Source organism: Paenibacillus sp. MY03 (assembly GCF_002165585.1).
GTDB classification, from domain to species: Bacteria; Bacillota; Bacilli; order Paenibacillales; family Paenibacillaceae; genus Pristimantibacillus; species Pristimantibacillus agaridevorans.
Genome location: NZ_MXQD01000007.1, coordinates 209,380 through 222,488 on the forward strand (window position 1 = coordinate 209,380; position 13,109 = coordinate 222,488).

At 47.4% G+C, this 13,109-nt stretch carries 13 protein-coding genes; 2 read left to right on the forward strand and 11 right to left on the reverse strand.

Features of this window, described 5'->3' with window-relative positions:
• Positions 1 to 137 precede the first annotated feature (137 nt).
• From B1748_RS08445 to pxpB, 5 genes are read right to left on the reverse strand one after another with little or no spacing between them, the layout of a single operon-like run.
• Positions 138 to 449, reverse strand: coding sequence for a 2Fe-2S iron-sulfur cluster-binding protein (locus B1748_RS08445; RefSeq protein ID WP_087567453.1), 312 nt, complete (start codon positions 447 to 449; stop codon positions 138 to 140).
• A 25-nt stretch (positions 450 to 474) separates the two neighbouring features.
• Complete coding sequence (locus B1748_RS08450) at positions 475 to 2,163, reverse strand: FAD-binding protein (RefSeq protein WP_087567454.1); 1,689 nt, start codon at positions 2,161 to 2,163, stop codon at positions 475 to 477.
• A gap of 33 nt (positions 2,164 to 2,196) precedes the next feature.
• The gene (locus tag B1748_RS08455) at positions 2,197 to 2,958 is read right to left on the reverse strand and encodes a LamB/YcsF family protein (RefSeq protein WP_087567455.1); all 762 of its coding nucleotides are present in this window, start codon (positions 2,956 to 2,958) and stop codon (positions 2,197 to 2,199) included.
• A 10-nt stretch (positions 2,959 to 2,968) separates the two neighbouring features.
• Positions 2,969 to 3,976, reverse strand: a complete 1,008-nt coding sequence (locus B1748_RS08460) for a 5-oxoprolinase subunit C family protein (protein WP_087567456.1) — start codon at positions 3,974 to 3,976, stop codon at positions 2,969 to 2,971.
• A 1-nt stretch (position 3,977) separates the two neighbouring features.
• Positions 3,978 to 4,736: a 5-oxoprolinase subunit PxpB gene (pxpB, locus tag B1748_RS08465; protein ID WP_087567457.1), complete on the reverse strand. Its 759-nt coding sequence runs from the start codon at positions 4,734 to 4,736 to the stop codon at positions 3,978 to 3,980.
• A gap of 227 nt (positions 4,737 to 4,963) precedes the next feature.
• Between pxpB and B1748_RS08470 the strand changes: the two genes are divergently transcribed.
• Complete coding sequence (locus tag B1748_RS08470) at positions 4,964 to 5,755, forward strand: IclR family transcriptional regulator (RefSeq protein WP_087567458.1); 792 nt, start codon at positions 4,964 to 4,966, stop codon at positions 5,753 to 5,755.
• 411 nt (positions 5,756 to 6,166) lie between these two features.
• On the opposite strand, the gene B1748_RS08475 is transcribed toward B1748_RS08470, so the two are convergent.
• From B1748_RS08475 to B1748_RS08490, 3 genes are all read right to left on the reverse strand, one after another.
• Positions 6,167 to 6,409, reverse strand: a complete 243-nt coding sequence (locus B1748_RS08475) for a cold-shock protein (RefSeq protein ID WP_087567459.1) — start codon at positions 6,407 to 6,409, stop codon at positions 6,167 to 6,169.
• Positions 6,410 to 6,482: 73 nt separating this feature from the next.
• Positions 6,483 to 6,683, reverse strand: a complete 201-nt coding sequence (locus B1748_RS08480) for a cold-shock protein (RefSeq protein ID WP_087567460.1) — start codon at positions 6,681 to 6,683, stop codon at positions 6,483 to 6,485.
• Between the two features lie 567 nt (positions 6,684 to 7,250).
• Positions 7,251 to 7,802 carry a double zinc ribbon domain-containing protein gene (locus B1748_RS08490; protein WP_087567461.1) on the reverse strand — a complete coding sequence of 184 codons (552 nt, stop codon included), beginning with the start codon at positions 7,800 to 7,802 and terminating at the stop codon, positions 7,251 to 7,253.
• 286 nt (positions 7,803 to 8,088) lie between these two features.
• On the opposite strand from B1748_RS08490, the gene B1748_RS08495 reads away from it, so the two are divergent.
• Positions 8,089 to 8,562 carry a MarR family winged helix-turn-helix transcriptional regulator gene (locus tag B1748_RS08495; RefSeq protein WP_087567462.1) on the forward strand — a complete coding sequence of 158 codons (474 nt, stop codon included), beginning with the start codon at positions 8,089 to 8,091 and terminating at the stop codon, positions 8,560 to 8,562.
• A 53-nt stretch (positions 8,563 to 8,615) separates the two neighbouring features.
• Here B1748_RS08495 and B1748_RS08500 read toward each other — a convergent pair whose 3' ends face one another.
• Genes B1748_RS08500 through B1748_RS08510 form a run of 3 tightly spaced genes read right to left on the reverse strand, consistent with a single transcriptional unit; the run spans position 8,616 to position 13,043 of the window.
• A complete protein-coding gene (locus B1748_RS08500) occupies positions 8,616 to 11,288 on the reverse strand; it encodes a glycoside hydrolase family 78 protein (RefSeq protein ID WP_087567463.1) in 2,673 nt (890 codons plus the stop codon).
• Between the two features lie 34 nt (positions 11,289 to 11,322).
• Complete coding sequence (locus tag B1748_RS08505; RefSeq protein WP_087567464.1) at positions 11,323 to 12,165, reverse strand: carbohydrate ABC transporter permease; 843 nt, start codon at positions 12,163 to 12,165, stop codon at positions 11,323 to 11,325.
• The gene (locus tag B1748_RS08510) at positions 12,165 to 13,043 is read right to left on the reverse strand and encodes a carbohydrate ABC transporter permease (protein ID WP_179215476.1); all 879 of its coding nucleotides are present in this window, start codon (positions 13,041 to 13,043) and stop codon (positions 12,165 to 12,167) included. Before B1748_RS08510 ends, B1748_RS08505 begins: the two co-directional genes overlap by 1 nt.
• Between the last annotated feature and the right edge of the window lie 66 nt (positions 13,044 to 13,109).

The following is a 13,109-nucleotide window of genomic DNA, read 5'->3' on the forward strand; positions in this document are numbered from 1 at the left end:
ATGAAGGTAGAAACTGAGGAGCGGAGCGTAGTGGCAGCTACGTGAGCACCGGAAGTTTCGCCTGAATTCAAGATTCGATGTCGAGTTGGCTTCTTGGCATACTTCGTGATCAAAAGCGGACTTTTTGAACATCCTCTTTAATCGATTGAGGTAACTAGGTCCTTGATCCAAGGCAAACCTGATACGGGCGAAATGTGAACCTCCGAATCCGCAATTGCGCGGATGCTGCATAAGTACCCGGCTTTGTTATCCACTACAGCCATACATTCCCTGCACGCATTTGCAGAGCGGCACGAATATCTAACGGCGATCGAAGGATCTTTAAATTCCCTTAGCCACAAGATCGCATCCAATAAACTCATGCCCTCTTTGTAAGGAACTTCAAACCTTTCCGTACGCATACCGGTCTGAGTATCGCCGCGTACCACATTTAAAGTGATCAGCGCCACTTCACTTCACTCCCTTTACTTTAGATTACACGCTGGATAATCGATGAGAATGGAGTTCCCAAGCGCCATCCCGATGCCGTTTATATTGAATACTAACGGGCTGCTCATACGGCTGCTCGTAATCCAGTCGAACATGAGCTCCACGCGTTTCTTTTCTCAAAAGCGCTCCCTCAACAATGGCTTCGCCAAGCATTATCATATGAAGCAGCTCTACCTTTTCAACGAAGCCCAGTACATAAGCCGAGGATTTCGCAAGGGCTATGCGGACAACCCTGTCCCGCAGCGCCGCCAGCTGTTGGCGGGCAGCGACAAGCTTTTCTTCTGTTCGCAGCGGGCCGGCACCCTCCCACATTACCTTTTGAAGCTCGTGCTTAATGGCAAGCATGGAACCTTCATCCTGAGCAACTTGACGTGGATGCCACAAATCCTCTAATCTTGCGAACTCCTCTTTTACTCTCTCATCGCTCCATGTCACCGAGGTTTGGAGCCTTGCTGCCTGCTCCCCGGCAATACGCCCCGATACAAAAGCTTCTGTAAGTGCATTTCCGGACAAGCGATTGGCTCCGTGCATACCATTAATCAACTCGCCGCATGCATACAGCCCCTCAATTGTCGTTTCCATTTGCGTATTTATTTTGATGCCACCCATCGTAAAGTGAGCCATTGGAGCAACTTCCACCAAATCTTTTGTCAGATCAATGCCCTGCCTGCTCAATAGATCAATCGTCGATCCAAAGGCCTCTTTTAGCTTGGGCTCCGGAACCATCCTGAAATCCAGATAAGCTCCGCCATGCGGCGTACCCCTGCCCTCTTTTACCTCGCTAAAGATAGCAAAGGAAGTTTGGTCGCGTGCCGCCGTGTACACACCGGAAGTCTCGTTATTGTAACGATCCATAAATTCTTCTTGCAGACCATTTAACAAACGACCGCCGAGTTTATACCGAAAGGGGTCCCACATAATAGGGTCAATCCCCACAAGCGGGGGATGCAAATGGGCGATAGGGAAAAATTGCACCATCTCCATATCACGCAGCTCGGCGCCCGCTTCTGCCGCAAGCACGAAACCGTCTCCCGTCATATTTGCCGAGGCGCTATTGCGCTCGTAGATCTCGGTAAGGCCGCCCGTTGCCAAAATAATCGCTTTAGCATCAATTTTAACGGGCTGCAGTTGCTCGATGGAGAAGCCGATCGCGCCAACGGCTCGTCCATCTTCTACAACGATTTTTGTGATCATCATATTTTTGATGCGCTCGATCGCTTTATCCTTCCAGATGGCTCTTCGAAGTCCGGCAGATGTTGCTCCGCCCGTATTTAGTATATCTACATAAACGCAGCGTCTTCGCGAGTGACCGGGCGCCACTACTTGAGATCGGATACCTTCGGCTGTACGAGCCCACTTTACGCCATAACCTTCCAGTTCATTAATTAATTCCGGTCCGCGATCGACAATCGTTCTAACAATATCGGGATCGGCCATGCCCCGACTGCCTTTTATCGTATCCTCGAAGTGAATATCGGGATGGTCCTCCTCAGCCTCTCCCAATGCGACAGCTACAGTCATTTGGGCAAGCACGGTCGCACCGCCGCGCCCAATAATGCTTTTATCCGCTAGCACAACCCTTGATCCTTTGTCTGCCGCCGCTTTCGCTGCCACCATGCCGGCCGCGCCAGAGCCAATGACTAACACATCCGTTTGCACGTATAAGGGTTCCATCGTACAACCTTCCTTTCTGCTATGTAGCGACTCTTATTTTTGTAATGCTTGTACAGTTATGCCGGCCGCGGTTAATGCCTGATTAATGGTCCTTGCAAACTCCAGCGCGCGGATACCGTCCCCGTGAATACATATCGTCTCGGCTTCTATGTCGATATCGACCTGCTGCCTTGTAAGAACCTTTCCTTCCTTAACCATGCGAATTACTTGCGCCAGCGCTTGTTGTTCGTCCGTAATCATGGCGTCAGGTTCCCGCCTGGACGTCAGCGTTCCGTCGGATTGATAGGTACGATCCGAAAATACTTCGCTTCCCGTACGCAGACCGATACGCTTGCCCGCTTTCAGCAGCTCTCCTCCGGCCAAACCAAACAAAATCAATTCGGGATTCACTTTATACACGGCTTCCGCAACAGCCTCGGCCAATTTGGCATTGGTGGCTGCCATATTGTATAGCTCGCCATGAGCCTTTACGTGCTGGAGCTTCCCGCCTTCCGATTGAACAAAACCTCCAAGAGCGCCAATTTGATAGACAACAATGTCATAGGCTTCTTGCGGAGATATATCCATCTTTCTACGTCCAAATCCGATTAAATCCTGCAGTCCAGGATGAGCTCCAATCGAGACGTTGTTTGCTATAGCCAGCTTGACCGTTTTCCTCATCGTCCCCGCATCTCCGGCATGGAAGCCGCAAGCAATATTGGCCGAAGTGATATATGGCAATATTTCTTCGTCATAACCCAGCCGGTAGGCCCCAAAGCTTTCGCCCATGTCGCAATTTAAATCAATAACCTTCATATCCATCCTCCTATAAGCTGTACATTTTAATCGTTACCTGCAGTTGAAGCAGGCTTAGGTCCATAATCATTTTTAATCTTTGCGCTTCCTTTATATCAATAAGCTCAAACCTGATTGGATTGCCGATTTGAGCTTGTGCCAGCAGCGGCAAGTCTACCGAAATGACCTGAGCGATTTTAGGATATCCACCCGTTGTTTGACGATCAGCCATGAGCACAATGGGATTGCCGTCCGATGGAACCTGCACCGTCCCCATTACAACCGGCTCAGAAAGAAGCTCTCTTGCTTCCTTTAATTGCAGAGCGGCTCCTTTTAACCGGTATCCCATACGGTCAGACTGGGGCTCAACTACAAATGGCTCTTGAAACAAGCTTTGAAGGCTCTCTGGACTAAAAAACTCAAACTGGCTCCCCGGCAAAACCCTTAACACAGGCTGTAAGGCATAACGAGGAAGCAGCTCATCCGACACTTTCCATGAAACGGATGCGAAGGAATCGCCCTTCTTGTTCTCTCGCTTTAATTTGTCGATTATTTTTGCGGATCGTTCGTTCGGGGGACGGATTTGCAATACATCGTCTGCTTTCAGCATTCTTCCTTCTAATCCGCCTATTTGCGCCCTCAAATAAGTAGAATAGGAATTCATCGGCTTAGGAAGCTTAAATCCGCCTGCAACCGCGATATAAGCGCGCATCCCTTGCTTCGCGGATCCCATGTGTAACGTTTGTCCAGCTTCTATCCATACAGGCCTCCATAGCGGAAGCTCCTCCCCGTCAATCATTGGTTTGAATGCAGCTCCGCAAATCGCAATGAGAGCGGCATGCTCAAAATATAAAATTGGACCGACAACGGTAATTTCCAGACTCGCTTCGGCTTCCTCGTTGCCAACTAATATATTTGCGACGCGATACGCTAATGTATCCATCGCTCCGCCAGCAACAACGCCAAATTTTTGGTATCCGAATCTCCCCATATCCTGTATCGTTGTCAGGACGCCAGGTTTAATCACATAAATGCCCATTCTATATTCGACTCCATTGGTCATACTCTATTGGTGATATTGGATAGAAACGAATCCTGTTGCCGGCCTTCAATAAGGTAGGAGGATTTTTATCCGGCAAGAATAACGAAATCGGCGTTCGTCCGATTAATTGCCAGCCACCCGGCGTTGAGATGGGATAAATGCCTGTCTGTTCGCCCGCAATCCCTACCGTCCCGCTTGGGATGACTAGACGAGGCGTTTGTTTCCGCGGTGCGGAAATTCGTTTATCCATCCCGCCCAAATAAGGAAATCCCGGCGCAAAACCAAGCATGTATACCAGATAATCGCGGCTGCAATGAATCTGGATAACCTCTGTTGTACTCATTCCGTTTTGCGCAGCTACAAATTCCAGATCGGGACCAAACTCTCCCCCGTAGCAAACCGGAATTTCCACCAGCGCAGGTTCCGCGGCCGCCGTATGCTGCACTTGCTGCAAAACACTTTCCAGCCACTTGCTTACAATCTCATAGGGAGAAAGCTCAAGCTCGGAACCGGCTTCCGGATCAGCCTCCGCCCTCTGCAGCATCCCCATATACACCTGCAAGGGCTCATAAACGATCGTTACCGAAGTATAGGCTGGAATATATTCGATCATGCCGTCAAACGAGTGTTGTTCCAGATAATGCGACAGCATCATGACCCGTTGATGAGTACCCTCATCCACCTGGTTGCCCAAACTAACCATTATCGCGCTATCTCCAAGCGAAGCCATTTCGTAATTCGTAATCTTCGCGACCATAACATCCCCTATTTCAATTCATGATAAATCGATTATCTTTTTTGTTCCGAATTTCGGAACTGTCGTTCCGTAAAACAATCACATATATATCGATAATTATAGTCGGATTTAAACGGAAAGCAATCATTTTTTTCCTCCCGTTATACGGTTAGCCATTTTCCGTGTATACTGGTAATCGACACATTCGCCCATCACTGCTTGAAGCAGCTTAAAATATGGAGGATTTTATGAGTATTCCTACCGTTTCGAATCATAAAAACAAAACAGTCGTACGTTCTATGGATCTGCTCCATTTATTTTTGCATCACGAACAATTGACGATCAGCGATATGGTTAAGTTGTCCAACATGCCAAAAACAACCGTACATCGCATGATCGGCTCTTTGGAGGATATGGGTTTATTAGAAAAAGACCATGAAGGAAAATATAAGCTGGGATTGTTGTTTTTACAATTTGGTCATCTTGTGAGCGAGCGGCTGGACATTCGAAAAAGCGCCTTGCCAATCATGCATAAACTGAGCAGCGACGTTAAAGAAGCCGTCCATTTAGCTATACGAAACGGCAATGAAGCCATCTATATCGAAAAGCTGGATACGGACCAGCCTGTAAGGCTATTTACGAAAATTGGAAGAAAAGCTCCTTTATATGCGGGGGCCTCGTCGCGGATTATTCTTGCTCATTTAGAGGCCGAGGAAAGAGAGCACTATTTAAATACAATAGAGCTTAAGCCTGTCGGAGAGGGAACGATTACGAATAAGGAGCAGCTTCGAGATATTCTAAATCACTCCAGAGAAGTCGGTTATAGCTTTAGTCGGGCCGAGCTGGAAAACTATACGGCCGAGTTAGGCGCTCCGATCTTCGATTATTCCGGTAAAATAATTGCAGCTATAAGCATCGCAGGTCTTGAAATCAAATTTGAGGAGCAGCACCTGCCAGGGCTTATCCAAAAGCTTAAACAAGCGGCACTGGAAATATCGCTTCAGCTAGGTTTTCAGCTTTCGCATAACGGCAATAGATGAGGAAATCTGTACATGGCATAGCTCGAAAATCGGCCTCTCTGCACATTTGTGCATTTCTCCCCAATTTCTTAAGCAAATGGAGCTCCTGCACAGCAAATTGTACGAAAATACACAAATTCTCGCTTCATATCGTCGATCGGGACCTCTTCGAACCAAAATTTGTGTATATATGTACAAATGTACGAATAGATTGCCCTTCCCCCCATCTTAATTGTGTATTTTCGCACAATTGTTGTACCGTTTGTGAAAATAACCATGGGCGCACCCAGCACGCAGCCGTTAGTTTGCCGTAAACAGCCCAAAACCAATCTGCATCTGAGAGTGCCATAAACAAGCCGTCTCTTTCCTATCATCAAAAAAAACACCCCGCAAGGACGTCGCCGTCCCGCTTGGGTGTTCTTCCGCACCTATTTAGCTAATTCCTTCAGCTCTCTGTTTCTTTCTGTAATGCTTGATCTCTTGATCCGTCGTGACCAGGATCGGCAGCAATTTCTCGCTCCGGATCATCGCCGACTTGCACATCGGACATGTGGGCTGCTCCTTGAACGAGAAGCTGTCCCTGATCCAGCCGTTGCAATCGTCTCTGCCGCATGACCAGATGGTGGTCAATTCCTCAGGCAAATTATCCAGCGGTTTATTCCATGAATAAGCCATCGAACCTTCCCCCTTCGCATCACTCGAAAAAAAAGAAAAGCCCCAAACGCTAAGTCTGGGGACAATGTCTCACTTACAGCTTGACAACATTTTCGGCTTGTTGGCCGCGGTTGCCTTGAACAACGTTGAATTCCACTCGTTGTCCTTCGTCCAGCGATTTGAAGCCATCGCCAACGATTGCGCTGAAGTGTACGAATACGTCGTCTCCACCTTCGACCTCGATGAAACCAAAGCCTTTTTCTGCGTTAAACCATTTAACTGTTCCTGTTTGCATAGAAACACCTCCATATTTTTATATGACCTCTTATTTTATCGAAATTAAAATAAAAATTCACATATTGCACAAGATTATTAATTAAAATAATAACCCTCTGCAATATGCGAATTGCGGTCAAAATTCCAATAAACTCATTGTACCATATCGGCAAGATAATAACAAATTGTATTTGTCCCATTGATATTTGTCCCATAATGGGCCTCAGCCGCTCCATGTCGATTTGAAATTTATAGCCGCTGCGGAGTTAGCGATACGAGTCGAGTCGCACAGCTCGATCATCGCCGCAACCGCTCCATCGTACCCTTCCCCCTCTTCGCAATGGATGGAGGACCCATTCTGGGTATGGGTGCTTTACGGAGCAGCGAAGATCGGCAGAGGCGAATTATTCGAGTGCCGCTCCACGACGCTTTAAGCTGTTACCAAGCGCGCTAAAGGCTTCGATCAAGATTGATAAGCGATTGAGCCAAGAGACCGCAGGGCTGGTGCGCAAGGAAGAGGCCGAACAAGCCGCGATCGCATATCTCGACTCGGTTTACGAAAACATTCGCCAGTGATGTCTTGTTCTTATAAAGCTCCACAATTTTCGCATATCCGATCCGCTCCGAGCGCGGCCTTGCAGGAAGGACAGGTTTCGCTTGCCGCAGCCGCAACCGCTTCCTCTTTTTCAATGAGGGTGTCAGCTTTGCCCGTTTCTTCGAGAGCCATAACTTCTCCCGATTCCGCTGCGTTGACCACAATTACTTCCGGTGCTGACTCTCCAAGCGTATGCTCGAATTTATGACCGCAGGTGGAGCAGTATTTCGCTTCGAACGGCAATACTTCCCCGCAAACGCAATCCTTCTCAGCCTTAATGATTTTTATTTTATTCTCCAGCTGCACGATTTCGAGTTGGATAACATTGATCGTATGGCTAGCTGTCTGAACCAATTCCAGAGCGGATGCCGACTGACCGGTTGTATGTGCCTGATATACCGCTTTGCCAATTTGTGCATAAAGCTTTTCGATCTCGCCGCGTTTGCTTGAAATTTGCGCGTGCAATCGTATAACCTCGACGGAATCCTTGGCCTTATCCGCTGCTTTCGACGCGCCTTCTTTTAGTTTGTCAAAAAAACCCATTGCAATCCTCCTCTTGTTCCCTAGACATTGTATAAATCTATATTACATCATATTTTCGGCAATTATCTATGATTATTGATTATCAGAAATCTTGACCAAAAAAAGCCCGGTCCACTCGACATCGAGCGAACCGGGACAGAGATATCCCTGTATTTGGAATGATTGCTGAATACGCATTATGGGGTTATACTATGTGCATACTCTTAAAGAGTATCCACACATTCATTACACCTACCAATTTGTACGTATAAATAATTACCAAATATATCAAGGAGGTCGTTGATGCATGAACACCGATCATCCAAAGGCGATAGACGTTATCCATATATTAATGAGATCAACCTACTTCATTCAAAGAGAGTTTCAATCCCAGTTAACAACGTTTGACACACCTTTTCCTCTCACAGGTCCCAGGCTGCGTCTACTTTCCGTCGTTGCGGAAACCGGAAAAATTCGCATGAATGAATTAGCTGCTAAATTAGGTATCAAAGCACGAACCGTTACCGATTTTGTTGATGCTCTTGAACAGGATAAGCTCCTCGTCCGTATTCCGGATCCAACTGACCGGCGAGCCACGCTGATCCAGCTTACGGAGCTCGCTCAGTCCAATATTGAGCAAGCCCTTATTTACCAAGATAAAATCGCAAACAAGGTGCTGGAAAATCTTTCGGTAGAGCAGCAAAAGCAATTTTTCGAGCTTCTATTGCAACTAATCAAAGATAAGGATATTTCCGATACTTGCGAAGAGGCAAAGAAATAATCCCGTTCACATTAGCGAACGGTGATGTTCGCAAGTATTCAGCTATTTCCCCTCTAGCTCGAGGCACTCCATTGATATTGAAAATGATAGAAGCCCGATTCCAATTCCAGAATAATCCGGTAATCGTAGAGCGCGATGATCCGTACCCCTTCTGCTTCATCAAGCCGTGCGCCTTGCTCCGTCACCCGGTCCTGAAGCGCGTTCGGCAATTCAAGCGTGGCCGTCGTATTCGGGGGAATCGTTACTTCTATGTTCACCGCCCCGTCCGCGACTTTCCAACCGGAAACAATTTCCCCATACATGGATTTAAAGGTCGCTTTGGCGTAACTAAGCCCATCGTTAGGAAGCGGCTTGATTTGAATATGCTTGAAACCCGGTCTGTCTTGGGCCGTGTCAATGCCTGCCACGAAGCGATATAACCACTCCCCGATCGCTCCAAATGCATAATGATTAAAGGAGTTCATATCTTTGCTCCAAAACGAACCATCCGATTTCCGTCCGTCCCAATGTTCCCAGATCGTAGTGGCGCCATTTTGTACGGAATAAAGCCAGGACGGGTAGTCGCGGGATAATACCAACCGATAAGCCAGATCGTTTCTCCCGATATCCGAAAGCGTCGGACAAATATAAGGTGTCCCAAGAAATCCCGTAGTCAACTTATACTCCGATTCTTCAATTAACCGAATAAAGTCCTTCTCCACTCTTTTGCGTATCGAACCTTCCACCAAGCCGAAGTGAAGAGCTAATACGTGTGCCGTTTGAGTAGCGGATACCAATCTTCCCGTGCTCGTAACAAACTCTTTATTAAAGCTAAAGCGAATGTTGGCGAATAACTCCTCGTACATGGCCGCATCCTCGTGTTTACCTAACACCAAGGCGGATCTGGAGAGCAATTTTGCGGAATAAGCGTAAAACGCAGTCGCGATGAAGTCCTTTGGCGTCGAACCTGTATAGCTTCCCGCCGGAGCATCCAACGCTAGCCAATCCCCGAATTGAAAACCGTCATTTCGAAGATATTCCTGTTCCCCCGAACTCCGCAAAAATTCGACCCATGCTTTCATGCTGTCGTATTGTTCTTCTAACAGGCGCAGATCTCCATAACATAGATAAATCGTCCATGGACAAATAACCGCAGCATCCCCCCAACCGGAGGCGGAATGCATCTCCCACCCTGGCAACGTGTCGGGAATCGTGTTGGGTACGCCGCCAGCAGGCAATTGGTCCGCTTTCAAATCCCTCAGCCACTTTGTAAAAAATACGGCAACATCCATGTTATGGACAGCTGTACGAACGAAAACCTGAGCATCGCCCGTGTATCCCAATCTCTCATCTCGTTGCGGGCAATCCGTAGGTACGTCAAGGAAGTTTCCTCTCTGTCCCCATACAATGTTGCTTTGCAATCTATTGACAAGCGGGTCCGAACATTCAAAAGTACCCGTCTCTTCCAAGTCTGAACTGATGACATGCGCTGTAAAACATTCGGAGATCACGTCCCCCGGATAACCATTCACTTTCACATAACGAAAGCCCTGAAACGAAAATCTCGGTTCATACCGTTCATTTCCCGTTCCTTTACATATATATCTGGTTATCTGCTTGGCCGAACGCAAGTTTTCGACGTATAAGTTACCGTCCGAATCCAATTCTTCGGCATGTATCAGCTCAATGACCGTTCCTGCAACACCCGAAGCTGAGTAGGAAACCCAACCGGACATATTTTGGCCGAAATCCAAAATGGTCTCGCCATTAGGCGAATGCAAAACCCGCTCAGGTTTAAGCTCTTTTACGATTACTGTCGGTACGTTTTCCTGCGGAATCAGCATATGCTTGGAGCGCTCCATCGTTTCAACGAACAACCAATTTTGATCGTCGTATTCCGGCAGACTCCAACCCTCCTTCTCGAGCCTGGCGTCATAGGTTTCTCCATCATAAATGGAAGCCATTAAAATCGGCCCCGTCTCCGCACGCCAGGAACCATCTGTAACGACTGCCTGCTCGCTGCCGTCTTTGTAGACGAGATGCAATTCAAGCAATGCGGCCCTGCGATTCCCATAAAAATCGCAGGGGTGTCCTCCTATCCTGCCTTTGTACCAACCATCGGCGAGAGTCATTCCAATCGAATTATCGCCATTGCGGATATACTCCGTCACATCAAACGTTTGAGTCTGAAGCCGTTTGTGATAACTAGTCCACCCGGGCGTAAACAATTGATCGTTTAAGCGTTTGCCGTTAATCTCCAATTCATACAACCCAAGAGCCGTCGCGTAAACTCTGGCGGAACGCAAGGAAGAATACACTTTAAAAGCTTTCCGCAATAAAGGCAGGGCTTCATATGGGCGATTATGTTTTCCTGGATCAAAGGTAATCCATTGAGCCTTCCACTCTCTAAAATCCAAAACACCCGTTTCAAAAAAAGAGGACTGCCAATCACTTACTCGTCCTCTCGCGTCCCAAACTCGAACTCTCCAATGGTAGACTTGACGAGACTTTAGCGGGCGTCCGTCATATTCGATGTGTACCGACTGGTCCGAGCCTATCTCTCCAGTATCCCAGATCGGATTTTCGAAATCCGGATCGCCCTCAGAGACTTGGAGATGATATCCTTTTTGTCGAATTTCCCTCCCCGTGCCGAAAAGCTTCCAACTAAACCGGGGAATGCGCACGCCAATCCCGATCGGGTTTCTCCTGTATTCGGCGCGAAGGTCTCCAATACCGAAACCATGCATTTCCGACCTCTGAGTTTTAGCGGTGAAAACGGGATCAGCCTTTGATTGCACCGGCGACGAGTCCTTTCATCATATATTTTTGTGTAAAGATAAATACAACGATCAGCGGCAAAGTCGCCATCACGCACAGCGCAAAAATCGGACCATAATCGATGGATTGGTGATTGGCCTTAAATTGCACGATTTGAGACATTAGAGTCATCTTTGAGGGATCTTTTAAATAAAGAAGCGGACCGAAAAGATCGTTCCAGATCCCGTATATATTTAACATAATAAGAGTCCCTGTTGCCGGAAGCATAAGAGGAAAAATAATCAACCAGAACGCACGAAACTTTCCATACCCGTCCATGGCTGCCGATTCTTCGATTTCCCTTGGAATGGATTTCGTAAAACCCGAGTACATGAATATCGCCATGGGTAGCGCGCCTGCCGCGTATAACAGGATCATGAAAGTGCGCGTATCAATCAGATGCAAGGCAACTCCCATTTTAAAAATGGGGATCATGCCTGTTTGCAACGGAATGACCATGCCCGAGATAAAGAAAAAAAAGAGAAACTGAAAGAACCTGCGCGGAATACGCGCTATAACATAACCTGCCATAGAAGAGATAATGACCAACAGTCCGATTGATCCAACGCTAATGACGGACGTATTAAACAGACCTAGCAACACGTTTACTTTTTCAATCGCTTTTTCATAATGGCCCCAATATAAAGAGTCGGGCATGGCTAAAGGTTGATTGATTTGAGCCGGAGATCTAAAACTTGTCAGAATGAGATAAAATATCGGATACAAAAACAGGAAAGCAGCAATGATTAATATAATCTCCAACGTTATGCCCGTAGGGTTTTTCCGTTTGGCGGAGCGCTTATTCATTACATCTCCACCTCTTTCCGTCGCATGATCTTCAACTGAATCAGCGTAACGATCATGATAAAGATCATCAAGACAATCCCGCCCGAAATGGCATAGCCGTACGTATTTTCCCGGAATGCGGCATTATAAATAGCAAGCGTCAGGGTATAGGAAGCAGAACCGGGGCCCCCGCCCGTCATGATGTATGGAATATCGAACATTTTTAAGCCGCCGACGATGGTCATAAAAACGACGATCGTTGTCGCGGGCATAAGCATCGGAAGCGTGACATGTCTAAATCGGTTTAACGCCTTGGCGCCGTCCATTTTCGCAGCCTCGTACAAGTCCTGGGGGATGGTTTGCAGTCCGGCTAAATAAATCACCGCGCAGTACCCGAGTCCTTGCCACTGCGTCAATGCGATAATGGTCGGAAATACGGACCGTGTGTCTCCCAGCCAATCACGCACCCAGCTATGCAGCCCCATTCGTTCCAGAAATCCGTTAAGCAAGCCTTCATACTGCAAAATATGGCCCCACACGATAGAGGTGACCACAAGACTTACGACAACCGGTAAATAAAACGCGACTCTGAGCAAAATTTTCGTACGGAAAGAACGGTTCAACAAGATCGCCAACAGTAAGGACAAGGGATTTTGGACAACAATTCCGAAGATGGTGATCAAGATCGTGTTTTTGGCCGCCTGAAGCATTTTGGAGTCTTCAAGCAAAAACGCATAGTTGTCCCAGCCAATAAACTTGGCAGGACGAATGGAATCCCATTCTGTAAACGAATAGTAGATGCTTGAAACAAAAGGGTAAAATACAAATGCCGAAAATAATGCCGTTGCCGGAAGAATGAACCAAAAACCAGCCCACCACTCCCGGGTGCTTGCCTTCATCATAACATCACCTGTTTAGTATTCGACCGGCCGCTCGAGGAGGGCCGGTCGAATGGATATGGTCTT

Coding starts and splice junctions, on each gene's coding strand:
- B1748_RS08450 (WP_087567454.1), bottom strand. CDS start 2,163: ATGGAACCCTTATACGTGCAAACGGATGTGTTAGTCATTGGCTCTGGC.
- B1748_RS08455 (WP_087567455.1), bottom strand. CDS start 2,958: ATGAAGGTTATTGATTTAAATTGCGACATGGGCGAAAGCTTTGGGGCC.
- B1748_RS08460 (WP_087567456.1), bottom strand. CDS start 3,976: ATGGGCATTTATGTGATTAAACCTGGCGTCCTGACAACGATACAGGAT.
- pxpB (WP_087567457.1), bottom strand. CDS start 4,736: ATGGTCGCGAAGATTACGAATTACGAAATGGCTTCGCTTGGAGATAGC.
- B1748_RS08470 (WP_087567458.1), top strand. CDS start 4,964: ATGAGTATTCCTACCGTTTCGAATCATAAAAACAAAACAGTCGTACGT.
- B1748_RS08475 (WP_087567459.1), bottom strand. CDS start 6,409: ATGGCTTATTCATGGAATAAACCGCTGGATAATTTGCCTGAGGAATTG.
- B1748_RS08480 (WP_087567460.1), bottom strand. CDS start 6,683: ATGCAAACAGGAACAGTTAAATGGTTTAACGCAGAAAAAGGCTTTGGT.
- B1748_RS08490 (WP_087567461.1), bottom strand. CDS start 7,802: ATGGGTTTTTTTGACAAACTAAAAGAAGGCGCGTCGAAAGCAGCGGAT.
- B1748_RS08495 (WP_087567462.1), top strand. CDS start 8,089: ATGAACACCGATCATCCAAAGGCGATAGACGTTATCCATATATTAATG.
- B1748_RS08500 (WP_087567463.1), bottom strand. CDS start 11,288: ATGCATGGTTTCGGTATTGGAGACCTTCGCGCCGAATACAGGAGAAAC.
- B1748_RS08505 (WP_087567464.1), bottom strand. CDS start 12,165: ATGAATAAGCGCTCCGCCAAACGGAAAAACCCTACGGGCATAACGTTG.
- B1748_RS08510 (WP_179215476.1), bottom strand. CDS start 13,043: ATGAAGGCAAGCACCCGGGAGTGGTGGGCTGGTTTTTGGTTCATTCTT.